The 18,403-nt window shown below is 60.5% G+C and carries 16 protein-coding genes; 7 read left to right on the forward strand and 9 right to left on the reverse strand.

The window, feature by feature from the left end; translation table 11 throughout:
* The 8 genes from ACYZTK_RS15475 to ACYZTK_RS15510 form a co-directional block, all read right to left on the reverse strand.
* Complete coding sequence (locus ACYZTK_RS15475; RefSeq protein ID WP_462010689.1) at positions 1-1,131, reverse strand: glycosyltransferase family 4 protein; 1,131 nt, start codon at positions 1,129-1,131, stop codon at positions 1-3.
* A complete protein-coding gene (locus tag ACYZTK_RS15480) occupies positions 1,115-2,491 on the reverse strand; it encodes a glycosyltransferase family 4 protein (RefSeq protein WP_462010690.1) in 1,377 nt (458 codons plus the stop codon). The genes ACYZTK_RS15475 and ACYZTK_RS15480 overlap by 17 nt, the downstream gene beginning before the upstream one ends.
* Positions 2,488-3,753 carry an ABC transporter ATP-binding protein gene (locus ACYZTK_RS15485; RefSeq protein WP_462010691.1) on the reverse strand — a complete coding sequence of 422 codons (1,266 nt, stop codon included), beginning with the start codon at positions 3,751-3,753 and terminating at the stop codon, positions 2,488-2,490. Before ACYZTK_RS15485 ends, ACYZTK_RS15480 begins: the two co-directional genes overlap by 4 nt.
* Positions 3,753-4,550: an ABC transporter permease gene (locus ACYZTK_RS15490; RefSeq protein ID WP_462010692.1), complete on the reverse strand. Its 798-nt coding sequence runs from the start codon at positions 4,548-4,550 to the stop codon at positions 3,753-3,755. Before ACYZTK_RS15490 ends, ACYZTK_RS15485 begins: the two co-directional genes overlap by 1 nt.
* Complete coding sequence (locus tag ACYZTK_RS15495) at positions 4,551-5,993, reverse strand: mannose-1-phosphate guanylyltransferase/mannose-6-phosphate isomerase (protein ID WP_462010693.1); 1,443 nt, start codon at positions 5,991-5,993, stop codon at positions 4,551-4,553. It abuts the gene before it with no gap.
* 4 nt (positions 5,994-5,997) lie between these two features.
* Positions 5,998-6,969: a GDP-mannose 4,6-dehydratase gene (gmd, locus tag ACYZTK_RS15500; protein ID WP_122840933.1), complete on the reverse strand. Its 972-nt coding sequence runs from the start codon at positions 6,967-6,969 to the stop codon at positions 5,998-6,000.
* Entirely contained in the window at positions 6,966-7,880 is a 915-nt protein-coding gene (locus tag ACYZTK_RS15505; RefSeq protein ID WP_462010694.1) for a GDP-mannose 4,6-dehydratase, read from the reverse strand. The genes gmd and ACYZTK_RS15505 overlap by 4 nt, the downstream gene beginning before the upstream one ends.
* 218 nt (positions 7,881-8,098) lie before the next feature.
* Positions 8,099-8,323, reverse strand: coding sequence for a hypothetical protein (locus ACYZTK_RS15510; RefSeq protein WP_462010695.1), 225 nt, complete (start codon positions 8,321-8,323; stop codon positions 8,099-8,101).
* Between ACYZTK_RS15510 and ACYZTK_RS15515 the strand changes: the two genes are divergently transcribed.
* From ACYZTK_RS15515 to ACYZTK_RS15545, 7 genes are all read left to right on the forward strand, one after another.
* Complete coding sequence (locus ACYZTK_RS15515; RefSeq protein ID WP_462010696.1) at positions 8,313-9,941, forward strand: glycosyltransferase; 1,629 nt, start codon at positions 8,313-8,315, stop codon at positions 9,939-9,941. The two genes, ACYZTK_RS15510 and ACYZTK_RS15515, sit on opposite strands and share 11 nt — an antisense overlap.
* Positions 9,935-11,239: a glycosyltransferase gene (locus ACYZTK_RS15520; RefSeq protein ID WP_462010697.1), complete on the forward strand. Its 1,305-nt coding sequence runs from the start codon at positions 9,935-9,937 to the stop codon at positions 11,237-11,239. Before ACYZTK_RS15515 ends, ACYZTK_RS15520 begins: the two co-directional genes overlap by 7 nt.
* Positions 11,236-12,123 (forward strand): class I SAM-dependent methyltransferase, encoded by an 888-nt coding sequence (locus ACYZTK_RS15525; protein ID WP_462010698.1) that lies wholly within the window; start codon positions 11,236-11,238, stop codon positions 12,121-12,123. The genes ACYZTK_RS15520 and ACYZTK_RS15525 overlap by 4 nt, the downstream gene beginning before the upstream one ends.
* Positions 12,116-13,273, forward strand: a complete 1,158-nt coding sequence (locus ACYZTK_RS15530; protein ID WP_462010699.1) for an acyltransferase family protein — start codon at positions 12,116-12,118, stop codon at positions 13,271-13,273. The genes ACYZTK_RS15525 and ACYZTK_RS15530 overlap by 8 nt, the downstream gene beginning before the upstream one ends.
* Positions 13,267-14,097: a class I SAM-dependent methyltransferase gene (locus ACYZTK_RS15535; RefSeq protein WP_462010700.1), complete on the forward strand. Its 831-nt coding sequence runs from the start codon at positions 13,267-13,269 to the stop codon at positions 14,095-14,097. The genes ACYZTK_RS15530 and ACYZTK_RS15535 overlap by 7 nt, the downstream gene beginning before the upstream one ends.
* Before the next feature lie 211 nt (positions 14,098-14,308).
* Positions 14,309-15,505: a DUF3142 domain-containing protein gene (locus ACYZTK_RS15540; RefSeq protein WP_462014907.1), complete on the forward strand. Its 1,197-nt coding sequence runs from the start codon at positions 14,309-14,311 to the stop codon at positions 15,503-15,505.
* On the forward strand, positions 15,492-17,666 hold the full coding sequence (locus tag ACYZTK_RS15545; protein WP_462010701.1) for a hypothetical protein: 2,175 nt from the start codon (positions 15,492-15,494) through the stop codon (positions 17,664-17,666). Before ACYZTK_RS15540 ends, ACYZTK_RS15545 begins: the two co-directional genes overlap by 14 nt.
* Here ACYZTK_RS15545 and ACYZTK_RS15550 read toward each other — a convergent pair whose 3' ends face one another.
* A complete protein-coding gene (locus ACYZTK_RS15550) occupies positions 17,667-18,293 on the reverse strand; it encodes a LysE family translocator (RefSeq protein ID WP_462010702.1) in 627 nt (208 codons plus the stop codon).
* Positions 18,294-18,403 lie beyond the last annotated feature (110 nt).

Consider the following 18,403-nt stretch of genomic DNA (forward strand, 5'->3'; position numbering starts at 1 on the left):
TCAGTCTCCCATGGCCTGGCGGTAGGCGCGGGCCGTGACCTTCGCGCAACGCTCCCAGGAAAAAAGCTTGGCTCGGTGCAACCCCGCCGCGCGGCAGGCCTGCCAATGCGCCGGGTCTTCAATCAGCCGGGTCATTGCGTCACGCAAGGAATCCGGATCGTCCGGTGGTATGTAATTGCCGGCATCGGCCGCCACTTCGGGCATTGCCGATTTATCGGTCAGGATCACTGGAGTGCCACTGGCCATGGCTTCCAGCACCGGCAGGCCAAACCCTTCGTAGAGGGAAGGGAAGACCAGGGCGCGGGCGCCGGCCAACAACTGCGCCAGGTCCTCATCCGGCAGATACCCCAGCAGGCACACATGGCCGGCGGCCAGGGCTGCGCGCAATTCGTCGTTGAACTGCTCGCGTTGCCAGCCGGCCATTCCGGCGATCAGCAACGGGAAACGCTGGCGCACGGCTTCCGGCAGTCGGGCATGGGCACGCAGGGCCAGGCTCAGGTTCTTGCGCGGCTCCAGGGTGCCGACGCACAGAAAATATTCCCGGGCCTCGACGCCATGGGTTTTCAGCACCTTGTCGATAGACTCATCCGACCTGGGACGGAATCGCGCTGCCACGCCCAGCGGCGCGACTACAAAACGCTCGGCTGGCAGTGCGAAATAGTCCTGTGCCTCGTCGGCGATGCACTGCGAGTCCGTCAGAATGACTCGCGCCTGCTGTACGCCAGCGGCCAGACGCCGTTCGATTTCCCGCAAGCGTGCCGGCGGTTGGGTCTCGGGATAGTGCAGGTGCGTCAGGTCGTGCAGCGTGATGACGGTTGGGCCATCGAACGACAGCGGCCACAAGCTCGGCTCGTGATAGAGATCGATGCCCTTGGAATTATTCTGGTCGAAGCGTTTCTGCTCCAGCCAGCGTCGTGCCTGATAGGCTCCGGGAATTTGTCGCAGCAACGGCGTCAGGCGCGAGTAACCAGGCATCGCCGCTACGGGCAGCGCCGAGCTCCAACCCCAGCCGTGGAACAACGCCAGCTCGACGTCCGGTTCGTGGGCGAGGGCGTTTACCAGTTCGGCGACGTAGTGGCCGATGCCAGTTCTCGGCGCCTGGAGAATGCGCGCGTTAAGGGCAATGCGCATGCTGGCTCTCGGGTGCTTTTGCCACGTTGTGCAGGTTGCGCTCGATGCGCTCGACCAGTTGCGCACTCGCTTCCCGCCAGGACAACCAGCGCCAGTCGTCCAGGCTCAGCGCGGCCGGAAACTCGCCATTCGCTTCCATACCGATCACCAGGTCGGCCAGGCTCTGCGGCTCCGCGAGGTCGAAATACGCCATGTAGTCGCCGCCGATTTCGCGAAATATCGGTATATCGCTGGCCATCGCCGGCAGCCCGCGCTGCATGGCCTCGACCAGCGGCAAGCCAAATCCTTCGACATAAGACGGAAACACCAGCGAAGTCGCGTGGGAATAGGCGTGCTCCAGGCTCTTATCCGACAACCCGTTGAACATGAACAGGCGCCGATTCAATTCGGGATGCTTGCGGATCCGCTCGACCAACGCCTCGCATTTCCAGCCAATCTTGCCGACGATGCACAAGCGTGCCCTGGACCCTGACGCCCAGGCGCGCTCGAACGCATCCAGCAGGTAGGCGTGGTTTTTGCGCGGCTCGATGGTGCTGACCATCAGGAACACCGGCTCCGGCGTCTTGAACATGTCGAGCAGGCCCTGATCGACAGCTGAACGCGCGTCGCTCAGATCCAGCTCAGAGCCAAGGTGGAAATAGTCGAACCAGCGCTGGGCCACCTGTGCCGGGCCCACCCGACGGAGCATTTCCTCGCGCACCTGATCGCGAATGGTGGTGGAGATCGCTACGTAGCCATCGGCCGTGCGGGCGATCCAGTCGAACCACTCGTTGAACACCTTCACCAGCCCGGCGTCGCAGAACTGCGGATGGGTCAGGGGAATCAGGTCGTAGATCACCGAGACAATCCCGACCCCGTCACGCTTGAGCTGCTCGGCCAGGGGGAAAAAATTGGCGTGCCAGGACGAGTCCAGCAGCACCAGTTGATCTCCGGCCCGATGCTGCAACGGCACGCAACGCTCTGGCACTTTCTGGCCCTTCAGTACCCGGTCAAGTATGCGCATCGGCAGGCTCAGGCAGGCGAACGCGGCAAGGCGGCAGCCCAGATAAAGTACCCGGCGGGCAAACTTGGACTCGCTGAAAGGGCGGCGCCGTTCCAGCGTGCGGTGGCGCAGCCAGAACAGATTGGCCATCTGTTCGAGCTTCACCCGCAGGCTCATCAGGTTCACTTTTGGCGTTTTCAACGGCGACAGGCTCTTCACCTCGAACAGCGCGCCGTTGACCATCACCACGGGAATGCATTCACGGTTCGCATCCGCAGCGGGCAACTGCTGGATGACGTTGCGCACCACCCGCTGGATGCCCGAGTTGGCGTCAGGGTGTTCAAACACGTAGGTGCATTCCACCAACAGTCGGGTCATCGCGATACCTCGGGGTCTGCCGCTTCGCTAACGCTTTCGCTGGAGCGCGAAATACTGGTCTGGGCCTCAAGCCACGAGCATCCAACGAAATCTTCGCGGCGGTTATTGATCACGTGGAACACCAGCCCGTAGTCGCGCCATTCGAAGTTGCGGTCCAGGTGCGAGTCCAGTCGCGACAGGCTCAGTGCGACCGAATAATTGCCCTTGCCCAGGCGCATGTCGAAGGCGAATCGATAGGTCACCCGCTCGCCGGCACTCAGGTCGGTGAGGGCCCTGTCGATGCGATGGGTATTGATGCCATACATGGGTTGGCCAAGGCGATCCTTGATCATGAAGCCCAGGATCAGGCGCTCGATGTCCTGGCGAACCTCGACCTGCACCTCCAGCACCATCGCCTGGCCGACCTCCGCCAATTCCACCGAGCGGCCCTTCGGGTCGAGCAGGCGCACGCTGAGAATGCCGGCCTCGCCAGTTCCGGAAATGGTCTGCACCTGGCCGTTGGCAAGCATCTCCTGGCGGACGGTCTGGCCCTCACGCTGGGCGAGCATCGCGTTGTAGTAGTCCATCACTTCTTCGGGCTTGCCACGCATGGCCATGCGCCCGTTTTCCAGGAGGATGGCGGTGTCGCAGATCGACTGGATGGCCGAGCGGTCATGGGACACGATCAGCAAGGTGGTGCCGGCCTTGCGGAAGTTGCGGATGCGGTCGAAGCTCTTGTGCTGGAAATAAGCGTCGCCAACCGACAAGGCCTCGTCGACGATCAGGATATCCGGTCGGCGCGCCGTGGCCACGCTGAATGCCAGGCGCATTTGCATGCCACTGGAGTAGGTACGAACCGGCTGATCGATAGCTTCGCCAATTTCAGCAAAGCTCTCGATTTCCGGCATCAGCGCCTCGATTTCTTCGACCTGCATGCCGAGCAGCTGGCCAGCCATGAAGGTGTTCTGGCGCCCGGTGAAATCCGGATGAAAACCCATGCCCAATTCCAGCAGCGCAGCGACTCTACCTTGCAGCTTGATCTCGCCACAGGTGGCTTGGGTGGTGCCGGTGATCATCTTCAACAGGGTGCTTTTGCCGGCACCGTTGACCCCGACAATACCCACGGCTTCGCCGGGCTGAATCTCAAAGTCGACACCCTGCAGCACCCAATGCAAGTGATGGCGGATAGGGGAAAACGGCACCAGCCATTCGAACAGCCGGCTCCAGCGATTCGGATATTGCTTGTAGGCCTTACCCAGGCCACTGACGCGTATATGTCCCATCAGAGCTCATCCACCATTTCACCCACTCGCTGGCGGAATAGCCGCAGCCCCATCACGCAGAACAACAGCCCGATCACCAGCAGCGGGATCAGCGAACTCCAGTCCGGCCATTGGTTGTACAGGAACAGGTTCTGGTAGCTGTTCATCAGTGCCGTCATCGGGTTCAACTCGATCATGCGCTGGATACCTGGCGGCAGGATCGACAGCGGATACACGATCGGCGTCAGCCAGAACCAGAACTGCAGGCAGATGCCGAAAAATTGCCCGACATCGCGGAAGAACACGTTGAGCACACCGAGGATCATCCCCAGCCCGGCGGCGAACATCACCTGCAGCATCAGTAGCGGTATCAGTGCCAGCAACGCCATGCCCGGAAGGCGTCCGCTGATCAGCAGGAAGCCAAGGAACAGGCCGAGGATGATCGCGAAGTTGATCCCGGCGTTGAGCAGCACGATCACCGGCAGGCAGATACGCGGGAAGCTGATTTTCTTCAGCAGGTTGGCGTTTTCCAGGAACATGCTTTGGCTGCGCGTGGTGATCTCGGCAAACAGCCCCCAGGTCAGCAGGCCCGCGCAGAGGTAGACGCTGTAGGCCAGGCCGTCATCCACGCCCGGCAGCCGGGCGCGCATGATGGTGGAAAAGATGACCGTATAGACCACGATCATCGACAGCGGGTTAAGCACGGTCCACAAGGCACCGAACAGCGAGTTGCGGTAACGCGCCTGAAACTCCCTTTTGACGCTGCCGAGGATGAATCCCCGGTAACTCCACATCGATTGGTAAAGATTACGCAGCATTCAAACCGTCCGGCCGTATTGGTCTTCGAAGCGGACGATATCGTCCTCTCCCAGGTATTCGCCGCTCTGCACTTCGATGATCACCAGGTCGATCACCCCGGGATTCTCCAGGCGATGCTTGTGGCCGGCGGCAATGAAAGTCGATTCGTTCTTGGCTACCAGGTGAGTGCCGGTGCCGTTGTTGGTGACCTTGGCCATGCCTTCGACCACTACCCAGTGTTCGTTGCGATGGTGGTGCATCTGCAGCGACAACTTGGCGCCGGGCTTGACCACGATGCGCTTGATCTTGAAACGCGGGCCTTCCTCGAGCACGGTGTAGGTGCCCCATGGCCGGCTGACCGTGCGGTGCAGCCGATAGGCTTCGTGCTGCTTGTCCTTGAGCTGCTTGGCCACTCGGCGCACGTCCTGGGCGCGGTCGGCGTGAGCCACCAGCACCGCGTCGGCGGTGTCGATGATGATCAGGTTATCCACACCGACGGCGGCGACCAGGCGGTCCTCGCTCTGGACGAAGTTGTGCTGGCTGTCGATGAAAATGGCGTCACCTGCCGCGCGATTGTTCTGCGCATCCGCCGGCACCAGGGCCGCGACTGCGCCCCAGGAGCCAATGTCGCTCCAGTCGAATCGGGCCGGCACCACCACCACTTTGTCGGAGCGTTCCATCAACGCATAGTCGATGGAGATGTCCATGATCTCGCCGAACAGTGCTGGCGACAGTTCCTGCTGCAGGCTGCCACAGGTTTCCACCGGAGCGCTGGCGGCCATGCAGGTTCTGGTCTGCTCCAGCAGTGTCGGAGCGTGGATCTCCAGCTCGGCCAGCAAGGTGGCCACCGAGAAGCAGAACATCCCCGAGTTCCACAGGAAATTGCCGCTTTCGAGGTAGTGAGTCGCGGTTTGCAAGTCAGGTTTTTCGACGAAGCGCTGCACGTTCGCGGCGCCTTTGTCGTCCAGCAGGGCGCCGGTCTCGATGTAGCCAAAACCGGTTTCCGGTGCGGTCGGCACTACGCCAAAGGTCACCAGATTGCCTGACCTGGCCAGCGCCACGGCATGTTCCACGGCCTGTTTCAGGGCGTCTTCTTTGACGATCAGGTGATCGGCGGGCATCACCAGCATGATCGCCTCGTCACCGTGCAGCGCCTGCAGCGACAGGGCGGCTGCGGCGATCGCCGGGGCGGTATTGCGCCCTGTCGGCTCCAGCAGGAAATGCCCGCGATGCCGGCCCAGTTGCGCGTCCTGGTAGTGATCCTTGCTCTGGAAGTAGTAGTCGCGGTTAGTCACCGTGACGATGTCGCCCCAGCCGTCGAGCAAACCTGCGGCGCGCCGATAGGTCTTGGCCAGCAGCGACTGGCCGTCGGGCAGGTTCATGAAGGGCTTGGGATGGCCCTCACGAGACACTGGCCACAACCTCGTCCCTGCACCGCCGGAAAGAATCACGGGAATCAGCATGGGCCTACTCCTTGGCGACGCGCTTCATGTCCGCATCCATCATCATGCGGATCAAGGTATCCAGGTCGGTTTTTGGTTTCCAGCCCAGCACACGCTGAGCCTTGGCCGGGTTGCCGAGCAGCACTTCTACTTCGGCCGGACGGAAGAACGCCGGGTCGATCTTCACGAAGTCACGGTAGTTCAGGTCGACGTGCTCGAAGGCGATCCGGCACATTTCGCGCACGGTGGTGGTCACGCCCGTGGCGACCACAAAGTCGTCGGGTTTGTCCTGTTGCAACATCAGCCACATGGCTTCCACGTAGTCGCCGGCAAACCCCCAGTCGCGCTTGGCGTCAATGTTGCCCAGGCGCAGTTCCTGCTGTTTGCCCTGCTTGATGCGAGCGGCGGCGTCGGTAACTTTTCGGGTCACGAACTCGATGCCGCGCAGTGGCGATTCGTGGTTGAACAGGATGCCGCTGCTGGCGTGCAGGTTGTAGCTCTCGCGGTAGTTCACGGTGATCCAGTGGCCATAGAGTTTGGCCACGCCATACGGACTGCGCGGGTAAAACGGCGTGTTCTCGTCCTGCTGCTCAGCCTGGATCAGGCCAAACATTTCACTGGTGGACGCCTGGTAGAAACGCGTGTGCGGGCTGAACTGATGGATCGCTTCGAGCAGGTGCGTGACACCCAGGCCGTCGACGATGCCGGTGGTTACGGGTTGCGACCAGGAGGCCGCGACAAAGCTCTGAGCCGCGAGGTTGTAGACCTCGTCCGGCGCGGACTTGATCACAGCGCGCTGTATCGAACAGGCATCGGCCATGTCGCCATCGAGGTAAACAATGTCTGCCTCGACCCCCATCTCGCGCAAACGCCAGCGCGCGTCGCTGCTGCGCCGGGCTACCAGGCCGTGGACCTTGTAGCCCTTGTCGAGCAGCAGTTTGGCCAGATAAGCGCCGTCTTGCCCGGTGATCCCTGTGATCAGTGCACTTTTTGTCATTCTTGTCTTACCCGTATCTCCCAGTCGGACAAGATCGCCCGCAGGGTTTGTTGTGTAGTGATTGCAGGCGCCCAACCCGTGGTCTGGGCCAGCCTGGCATGGCTGCCGCACACCCGGCGCTGATCCGCGCGGCGCAGTCGTGCAGGGTCTTGAACCAGTTGCAGATCGACTTGGGCGAGGTCACCCAATTGTTCGATCAAGCTGCGAATGCTTTGCTCGCGCCCCGAGCAGACGTTGTAGACCTGGCCCGGGGCGCCCTTCTCCAGCAGGGCCAGGTAGGCCGATATCACGTCGCTCACGTCGAGGAAGTCGCGCGTGACGTCGATGTCGCCGACTTCCAGCTGCGGCGCTTGCAGGCCCTGTTTGATCCGGTTGATCTGGCGTGCAGCGCTGGCGATGACGAAGTTGTCTTTCTGGCCGGTGCCGATGTGGTTGAACGGACGGGCGACCATGACCGGCCAGCCTTCGCTCAAACCCCATTGCAGGCTGAGGAATTCCGCCGACAGTTTGCTCACGGCATACGGATTGCGCGGGCAGGGCAGTTGCAGTTCAGTGATGGGCAAGCGGTCTTCGCTGACCTGGCCGTAGACATCGCCGGAGCTGACGTACAGGAACGTGCCGGTGAATCCGCGTGCCTTTAGGGCTTGCAGCAGGTTCAGCGTACCCAGCAGATTGATGTTCAGCGTGTGCGCCGGATCACGGAAGGCTTCGGGCACAAACGTCTGGCCCGCCAGGTGAATGACCGCATCCGGCAGTTCCGGCCACAGGTCTTCGAGGCTCTGCGGCTTACCGAGATCGTAGCGCGCAGGGACGTTCAGTAACTCCCACTGCTCGGCATCAGCCTGCAATCGGGTTTGGATGTGTTGTCCTACGAATCCGCTAAGACCCGTAACGAACAGACGCTTTTTCAAACAGCAGCCCCTTGGTCATACATTTTCGTCCATTCCCCACAGGCCTATCGGAGATGTCTGACTGACCGGGTGGATGTTCCTGGGTCGAAAGACTGGCGAAAAGATTTGTTGTAGTTGTTTGGTTGCCAATCTGTGCCAATTGCGCGGCAATTTCAACAAGTCCAACCGTGACTGATCAGTTCTCGTCCGGGCAGCTCGATTTATTCTCGCCGGGCGGTTCACGAATCGGCAACGGATGTGTTTAGAATGCCCCTCGTCACGATTACCCAAGGTTCGGCAGCGTCGCTTTGAAACTGCGAGAAACTGACCATTAAAACAAGAACGAAGACGGGCATGAAGACGATGGACGAAGGTCGGCAGACGCTGCCTCGATCCGTGGTTTCTCCGTCGTAGAGTGAGGTTGCCGGGACGGCGATTTCACCGTGGGATGCCATGAATTTCATTCTCTACTCCGACGTCAACGACAGCTCCATCAGCCAGAGTCTCGGCCGTCCCGAGTACAGTTATTATTTTGTGCTCAAGGCTTATCGACCCTTGTTCGAAAGCCTTGGGCAAGTGCATGTCGTGGCCTCCAGCGCCGAGGTGGACCCGCTGTATCGGCAGTTGCTGCAAGCGGGACAGGACTGCCTGTTCATTTCGTTTGCGCCGCCGCACAAGACTCCGACTGACCTGCAATGCCCGATGGTGTGCGTGGTGGCGTGGGAGTTCGACACCATCCCCGCCGAGCATTGGGACAACGATCCGCGCCACGACTGGAGCCAGACTCTGGCACGGCTGGGCCGGGTCATTACCTTGTCTACCCACACCGCCGAAGCCATTCGCCGAACCCTGGGTGAAGATTTTCCAGTGCTGGTGTTGCCGACTCCCTTGTGGGAACGCTTCGCTGAGGTACGCCAGCAGTATCCCGGTACGCCGGTGAATCCGGGAGCTACGCTGCAGATCAAGGGCTGCATCCTCGACAGCAGGGTGATGGGGTTGTCTGCCGATGGCCTGCTGGGGCCGGTGATCGTGGAGCCTGCGGTGGAAATCATCGAGCCCGAGTACGAGCCTGCGCCGCAGATCGTCGAGCTCGAACCTGCCCCCGAGCCTGCAGCGCCGCCGTTGACCCTACGCCGCCGCATGTTTATCACCCGGCACTACGTGCGCGAGGTTTATCGGGCCCTCAAACACAATCTTTTGCAGTGGTATCGCGAAGCCGTGCGTGATCTGGTGCCGGACGCTGTTCGGCCCCTGCTGACACGGCTTCGCCGCCCGGCATTGCCAGTGCAACCACTGCCGGTCGCGGCCGCGGTTATCGAGCCTGTCGAGCTGGTTGAACCAGTAGAACCAGCACAATCCGCTCTGCCCGACACCAGCGAAACGGTCGCCATCGACGTCAGTGGCGTGGTGTATGTCAGCGTGTTCAATCCCGATGATGGACGCAAGAACTGGCACCATCTGATCACCGCGTTCTGCTGGGCATTGCGCGATGCGCAAGACGCTACCCTCGTGTTGAAGATGACCCAGAACGATCTGTCGACCTACTACGTCGAGCTCATGACCTTGCTGTCGCAGTTGTCGCCGTTCTCCTGTCGAGTGGTGGTCATGCACGGTTACCTGCAGGACGAAGAGTTCGCCCGGCTGTACGGCGCAGCGAGCTTCTATGTCAACGCGTCGCGCTGCGAAGGCCTGTGCCTGCCTCTCATGGAATTCATGTCGTGTGCCCGGCCTGTTATCGCGCCAGACCACACGGCAATGCGCGACTACATCGATGAGCGTGTGGCCTTCGTGGTGAAGTCCAGTCGTGAGCCGACAATCTGGCCGGAGGATGCGCGGATTCTTTACCGCACTCTGCGCCATCGCCCGGATTGGGGCTCGTTGCGAGTCGCCTATGCAGAGAGCTACGCCATGGCCAAAAACCAGCCGGACGCCTGGCAGGCAATGGCCGATGCGGCCAGCGAGCGGATGCGTGACTACTGCAGCTTCGCGCCGGTGCAGCAGCGCCTGGCGCAGTTTTTTGGGCAGCAGCCAGTGACCTCGAACACGCCCATTGTGGTTGAGACGGGGACTGCAGCATGCTGATCATCATTCATTCCGAAACCAACAAGAGCAACATCCAGCAGAACCTGGGGCGGCCCGAGTACAGCTACTACTTCGTGCTCAAGGAGTTTCGCCCGGTGCTGGAGCGACTGGGCCAGGTGATCGAGGTCAGCGACCCTGACGAGCTGGTCGATCGTTTGTATTTCGATTGCCAGAGCAGGGGAGAGGACTGCGTGTTCCTGTCCTTCTCTCCGCCGCACCGCACGCCGATCAATTTCGCCTGCCCGACCATTCCGGTATTTGCCTGGGAGTTCAGCACCATCCCCACGGAAAGCTGGCAGGGCGAACCGCGGCATGACTGGCGGGTGGTGTTGGCGGCCAGCGGCATGGCGATTACCCACTCCAGTTTTACCGTCCAGGCAGTTCGCGATGTGATGGGGCCCGGGTACCCGATCAGCGCTATTCCGGCGCCGGTCTGGGATCGCTTTGCCGCGCGCGGTGAGCAACTGCTCAAGCGCCCGGTCGCCGAAGGCATTCGCCTGAATCTACGCGGCCTGTTGATCGACAGTCGCACCGCAGATGTCCGCCCTTACGGCCCCGAGCGCTTGCGCGAAGGCACGCCGATCGTGTTCGACGGCCCGGTGCGGGATTGCGAGTTGTTGCTCGAAGGCGTGGTCTACACCTCGGTGTTCAACCCCTACGACGGGCGCAAGAACTGGAAGGACATGATCAGCGCGTTCTGCAGCACCTTCCGCGACTCGCCCGATGCGACCCTGGTGCTCAAGCTCACTCACCATGACATCGCCAACGCGCTCAACGACATGCTGCACCACGTCTACAAGAATCAGCCCTATCAATGTCGCATCGTGCTGATCCATGGCTACCTTGCGGACGTCGACTACGAGCGTCTGGTGGAAGCCACCAGTTACGTCGTCAACTGCTCGTACGGCGAAGGGCAGTGCTTGCCGCTAATGGAGTTCATGTCCTGCGGTAAGCCGGCGATCGCGCCCCTGAACACCGCGATGGCCGACTATGTCGACAGTGACAACGCCTTCATCGTCGACTCGACCGAAGAACTGACCGCCTGGCCCCACGATCCCCGTGCGGCGTTCCGCACCCTGCGTTACACCACCGACTGGGACTCGCTATGCTCCGCTTTCAAAGCAAGCTACGACGTCGCCAAAACCGACCTCGGGCGCTATGAAAAAATGTCGGCCCATGCGGTTCGCAGACTCCAGGTTTTCTGCAGCCAGGCCAGTACTGAACGCCGCCTGCAGGTGTTTTTCGAACAGCTGCTGCAGCAGCGTAAAACGCTGTCCGTGCAAGCATCGAACGCATGATTCGACGTCTATTGGCAAAGCTGAGGCCGGCACCGCCTGTGCCATTGGCAGTTGCTGAGATTCCGGTCTCGCCCAGGGACGTCGGCTTGCACGACGCCGTACTCGATGGCTGGTTCCTCGGCGAGACCGGGGAATTGCTCAAAGGGTTTGCAATCAACGCCGAAGACACCTTGCTTGATGTCGGATGCGGCGAAGGCGTGGCCACCTTGTTTGCAGTGCGGCAGGGCGCCTCGGTGATTTTCACCGACAGCGAGCACGACAAGGTGCGCGAACTGGCCCAGCAAGTGGAAGCACAATCGAGTCGGCCCAGTCTGGGGTTGGTGAGTAACAGCTTGCCGCTGCCGCTCGCCGATGGTTGCGCGAGCAAAGTCGTGTGCATGGAAGTGCTGGAGCACATCGATCAGCCTGAATCCTTCATGGCTGAGCTGGTGCGCATGGGCCGTCCCGGGGCGCTTTTTCTGCTAAGCGTGCCGGCACCGGTGGGCGAGCATTTGCAAAAAGGCATCGCCCCGACCAGCTACTTTCAAGCGCCTAATCACGTACAGATTTTCAGTCCGGAACGGTTCGCCGCGATGGTGGAAGAGGCGGGGCTGGTCATCGAGCATCGTCAGGCCAGCGGATTTTTCTGGGTCATGGGCATGATCTTTTTCTGGGCCAGTGAGCGAGCTGCCGGCCGGGATCTGGGCGGTGCGGTTCGCGACCGCATCCAGGCGCCGTATCCACCATTGATGGAGAGCTGGGCGAAAACCTGGCAAGACTTGCTGGCGCAACCCAATGGCTTGGCGATCAAGCAGATGCTCGACCAGTTCATGCCCAAGAGCCAGGTCATCATCGCCCGCAAACCCATGGAGGCCGGCGCAGGTCCAGGAGGACTCCATGAGTAGCAGCAAGCGCATCATGGACATCGAATTACTCCGCGGCATCGCGGTGCTGGGGGTGTTGTTCCACCACTTGCAGGACAGTCTGTTCGCCGCTGGCGTGCCGCTGCTGCAAGCCATCACCCTGTATAGCCAGCCGTGGTGGGGCGTGGATTTGTTCTTCGCCATCTCCGGTTTCGTGATTGCGCGCAGCCTGATCCCGGCGTTGCAAGGGTGTAGCTCGCGGCAGGAATACTGGCAGGAAACTCGCAACTTCTGGCTGCGGCGGGCCTTTCGTTTGTTGCCCTCAGCGTGGCTATGGCTGGCGCTGATGTTGCTGGCGTGCCTGTTCCTCAACCGCTCTGGCGCCTTCGGCACCTTGCATGCGAACCTCCAGGCGACCCTGGCGGGCATCGGGCAGTACGCCAACTTTCGCTTCGCCGACAGTTTTTACCACTACGAATACGGCACCGGTTTTGTCTACTGGAGCCTGTCGCTGGAGGAGCAGTTCTACCTGCTGTTCCCCTTGCTGATTCTGCTTTGTCGCAAATACCTGGTGTGGGCGCTGCTGTTGTTGGTGGCGCTGCAGATATTCACTTTGCGCACACCGATCCTGATGGTGGTACGCACCGATGCGTTGGCCCTTGGCGTGCTGTTGGCCATGTGGAGCGCGAAGCCTTCCTACTTGCGCTGGGAGCCGACTTTCCTGCGGCGTCCGTGGGTGGGTGTATCTGCCTTGATTGCGGTGTCGCTGGTACTCGGTTTTATCGCCACGGATCGTTTTACCTTCACCCATTACCGGATCGGCGTTATTGCGCTGTTGTGCGCGCTGCTGGTGTGGATCGCTTCCTACAACCGTGACTACCTGATGCCTGGCGGGCTGTTCAAAAGCCTGATGACCTGGGTTGGCAGCCGATCCTACGGGATTTACCTGATCCATATTCCAGCCTATTTGCTGGTCCGGGAAATCATCTTTCGTCTGCAGGCGGCCAACCTGCCGAACCCTGCCGGCCACCCGATCCTGACGCTGGTGGTCGCTCTCGGCCTGATCGGACTTCTGAGTGAACTCAACTACCGCTTTGTCGAAATGCCCATGCGCCTTCGTGGCCTATCGCTGGTGCAACGCCTGAGCGTGTCCCGAACTGCCGTCCAATTCTCTGGAGCAACCTCATGCTGAGACTGTTAAAGAAACTCACGGCGGGCACGCCTGCCGTGCAACCGGTGCCAGTGGCAGTAACTCCGGTGCCTGAAAAGGTCGACCCGTACATGCTTGGCCTGCACGACGCAATGCTCAGCGGCTGGTTCAATCAGCAAACCGGCGAGCTGTTTACCGGCTTTCCAGTGAGCCCCGAAGACACCTTGCTGGACGTTGGCTGCGGGGACGGTGGCAACGTGCACTTCTGTGGAATGCGCGGGGCGAAAATCATCATTGCCGATATCGACGCCGCCAAGGTCGAAGCGACCCGGCAGCGCCTGGGCGATACTCCCGCCAGGAGCGTCGAGTGCCATGTCACCGATTGCAACCCGTTACCCATCGCCGACGAAACTGCGACTCGGGTGGTATCGACTGAAGTCATCGAGCACGTCGACGATCCCGCACAGTTTCTCGCCGAGCTGGTGCGAGTGGGGAAACCGGGGGCGCTGTACCTGCTCAGCGTGCCGCATCCAAGCTCCGAAGATCTGCAAAAAGACATTGCCGCCCCCGAGTACTTCCAAAAGCCCAACCACATTCGCATCATCAGCGAAGAGCAGTTCAAGGCCATGGTCAGCGACGCTGGGCTGGAAGTGATAAGCCACAGCCAGTACGGCTTTTACTGGTCGATGTGGATGCTGCTGTTCTGGGAAGCCAAAGTCGATTTCAGCAACGCGGATCACCCGTTGCTCAACCATTGGGCGGATACCTGGAAGGCGATCCTCGCTTCGCCGCGGGGACCGCAGATCAAGCAGGCGCTGGATGCGGTGGTGGCGAAAAGTCAGGTGATCATTGCGCGGAAGCCCTGATCGCCGAACGTAGTTGCCGTTGCAATTGGCGCTACCGTGCAACTGATGACTGACATTGCCCCTGTGGGAGCAAAGCTTGCTCGCGACAGCGGTATAACTGTCCACTGTATTTTGACTGTCACACCGCTATCGCGAGCAAGCTTTGCTCCCACAGGATCTGCCACAGAATTCTGTGTACCCTGCGACCCTGTGTTGGAAGGGATAGATGTTCATGCTGTTTTCAATCTGCCGCTGGGTTCTGATTTTACCTGCGCTGCTGCTCAACGGCTGCGGGCAACCTGAGGCACCTCCGCTCGATCAGCAGCTCTACATCTGGCAGCGTCAATGGACGCCTGCTCACCAGGATGCCTTGCGTGACAGCCGCGCGGACTTCTCCACTCTTCGCGTACTCGCCCTGCAGAGTTTCCCGCAAGCAGGTTGGAGTCGTGCGCGAATCGACGCCGATCTGCTGCGCCAAGATGGCCGTCCACTGATTGCCGTGGTCCGACTGGATGGCCAGTTGAAGTCACTTGATCAGGATGAAATCCTGAAGCAAATTCAGCAGCTGACCATCGATTGGCAAGGGCAGGGGCTCATCCTCGCCGGGGTGGAAATTGACCATGATTCCGGTATTGCTCGACTGCCGGACTATCGAAATCTGCTGGTTAAACTTCGCGAAGCGTTACCGGTTGGCATGCCACTAAGCATCACCGCATTGCCCGCTTGGCTGAACTGTCCAGAACTACCCGCCCTGTTATCCGCCGTCGACAGCAGCGTGTTGCAGGTGCATGCGGTCAGCGATCCGCGTCGCGGTTTGTTCCACGTGGAACAAACGAAAAAATGGCTCCTCGAATGGTCACGTATAACTTTGAAACCGTTCTACCTGGCACTGCCTGCCTACGGCGTGGCATTGTTGCCGGCGACCAGTGGCGGGCCAGTTGTGGAAAGCGAAGTACGTATTGAGGGTGCAGGTGAGCGACGAGAGTTGCTGGCGGATCCCCAGCAACTACGAGAACTCGCCATTGAGCTACGTAAACATCCGCCCGCGCATCTGAAAGGTCTTATCTGGTTCAGGTTGCCCCTGGCAGGCGATCGCCGCGCCTGGAGCCTGACTACGCTGCGCGCTGTAGCGCGCGGCGAAGCGCTCAAAAGCCAGCTGACGTTGCAACTCTCGGAGCACGAGGGTCTGTTCGACATCAGCCTCATCAACCAAGGTAATCTCGACAGCGCCTGGCCTGAAAGTTTAAAGCTGTCGGGCGCTGGCTGTGAGAGTGCTGATGCGTTGGCCGGTTATGCATTGCAGCAAACCACGGACGTGCTGACCTTCACTCGTCTGCGGGAAGGCCGAATAGCGGCCGGCGGGCAACGTGCGATTGGTTGGGCACGTTGCGCAAAAATTGATCAAGGAGCTTCGCATGTTCAGCCGTAAGTGGCCGCGTCATCTACTGTGCCTGACCCTCAGTCTGCCGCTCGGCTCAGCATGGGCATGTGGCCCGGATTTTCCGATGCGGTTGTTGGACAACCGCGGACAAACGTTGGCGGAGCTGCCGGAAGGTAACTTCAACTTCGAGATCAATCGCCTTGGGCATGCGATAGCCGGGCTGAAGAACATAACACCTGCCACCGACAACCAGAACTACAGCTACGACGATGCGACCGACCAGCCCAGCCCGCGCGACAAGGCTGAGCAGGTCGGTTTGTCTGCCGAGCAACAAGCGCTGGTGCAGCAGCTGCGCAGCCTGACCGATGCGCATCAGGTAGAAACCCAGGGCGCCACACTGCCGCCCGAACTCGTGCTCTATCTGGCTGGCTCAGTCGCATTCAACTCGGAAGAATTTTCCTTGGCTGCCGAGTATTTTCACAAGGTCCTGGCGTTGCCGGCAGATCAACGTCCATTACGCAGCACTTGGGCGGCCTATTCTCTGGGTCGAGCATTGTTCGCCATGAGCTCGCAAGTGGATGCGGCGCCAGACCTGTTGGCCCAGGCTCGGCTCGCTTTTGACCAAAGCCGGCAACTGAGCATCGACGGCTTTAGCGACCCACTGGAATTGGGCGTCGCCAGCCTCGGTGAAGAAGCTCGCGTGGTTAGGACCGCGGGCGACTGGAACCGCGCCATCGAACTCTATGCTACGCAAAACCTGCACGGTTCGCCGGTGGGCTACAGCTCGTTGAAGCAACTGATGAACGAACTGGCGGCGATGCCTGAAGCGTCGTTAGCGCAGTTGCTCCAGGGAAAACCAGTTCAGCAACTGGTAACCGCTTCCTTGATCAGCCGGCTCGGTTGGTCATTTGGCGAACAACCGCAGAACGAGTTGAAACTGATCAAGCTGTTGCAGAAGAGCACCCGTGGCAGCCTGGACAACGCTGATCGGTTGGCGGCGGTCAATTATCAACAAGGTGATTACGCCAGCGCCAAAGCATTCCTTGAACATGCGGGCGAGGGGGGGCTGGCGTGGTGGCTGCGAGCGAAGCTGGCGCTGCGCGATGGCGATAAGTCTGCTGCTGCGGCGGCGTATGCCAAGGCTGCCCAAGCCTTTCCACAGAACGAGTCATGGGGAGAGCGCAGAACCCTGGATTTCGATTATGAATCGCTGCAGCCCAAGTGTCGGGTCGAGGGTGAGAGTGCGATCCTGGCGCTGCAGCGCGGGGATTATTTGCAAGCATTTGACCAGCTCTATCGCAGCCAGGACATCTACTGGTTCGACGCCGCGACCGTAGCTGAGCGAGTGCTGACAGTCGACGAGCTCAAGCAGTACGTCGACACGCAGGTCCCGGTACCTCAACCCTTCAGTCAACAGGATCTTTCCTCAATCGACGATTCGCGGTCCGGCCAGAGCGACCAGGCTGATGCCTCCCCACTGACGGTAGCAGCGAAGCTGCGTAACCTGCTTGGGCGCCGGTTGTTGCGGGAAGGGCGCTACGACGAAGCGCCGGGGTATTTTGCGACTCCAAAGTTATACGTCCTGGCGAGAACCTACGGGGAGATGCGCCACGACGCCGAGTCAAAGTGGTGGCCGACCAAAAGGGCTTTCGCTTACTTCCAGGCGGCCGACTTGAGCCGACACTACGGTATGGAGTTGCTGGGTTATGAGATGTCCCCGGACTACGCTACTTTCGACGGCAACTACAGCCTTCAAAGCGCTGAATTGAAAGTAGGGCCGCTAGTGGCGCAAGACGAATTCAGCCGCCAGCAAGCCAGCGCCGCCCAGCCCGATCAGCGCTATCACTACCGGTATCTGGCCAACGACCTGGCCAATCGCGCAGCCGATCATTTGCCCCACACCAGCCAGGCGTTTGCAGCGGTGTTGTGCGCGGCCGCCGGTTGGAACAGCGGTCAGGATGAAAAAAGCTTCTTTTACCAACGCTACGTCAATGAAGGGCCCTACGTCGATTGGGCAGTGTTCTTTGGTGAGCGCTGCCCGTATCCGGACTTCCAAAAGGCCGACAGGCGTTATGTGGCCCAGGCCATCAGTCCGGTTCGCGACGCCCTGCGGCCGCATAAAAAGTGGTTGGAAATGGGTGGAGTTGTGGCATTCATCGCGTTGGCCTTGTTGTTGATCAACCGTCACAAGCGCCGCAAGCGCGGTTGATCAGGCCTGCTGGACGAACGTGAGGCGTACTGCGAAGCCGATCAGCAGACTGCCAAATACCCATTGCTGGAGGCGCTGGGCTGATGGACTGTGTTGCAGCCAGCGGCCCAGTGCGGCACCGGTCAGGGCGTAGACGCTGTCAAACAACAAGCCAACGCCCACCAGCATTGCGCCTAATACCATGAACTGGCCGAGAACCGGGCCGGCGTGCGGGTCGATGAATTGCGGTAACAGTACCGAACAGAACAGCAGTGCCTTGGGGTTCAGCAGATTGGTCAGCAATCCGCGCTGGATTGCTTCACGCCAGCGAGGGCCCTGTATCGGACCGGTGTCACTGAGGTTCGGCAGCATGGTAGTGCGCAAGCACTGGATACCGATCCACAGCAAATAGGCGGCACCCGCCAGACGCACGGCATCGAAGGTCCAGGGCGCAGCCTTGAACAATGCCGCCAATCCAAGCGCCGCCAATGCCACATGACAGGCCCTGGCAATTCCGAGACCGATAGCGGTAGCCAGTGCCGCAGGCTTGCCCTGACGCGCACCGGTCTGCAACAGCAGAATCATGTCCGGCCCGGGCAACAGATACACCACTGCCAGCGCCATCATGAACAGCCAGAGTTCGGACATGTTGCACCCCATTCGTAGTCGATTTGGTGATGCCAGTGTAGGGCGCAATAGCAGGGCAGGTGGTTGCGTAGTCGTCTTCGAAAGGGGCTACCATTAGCATAATCTGCTGA

This window comes from Pseudomonas sp. LB3P31, from assembly GCF_054897945.1.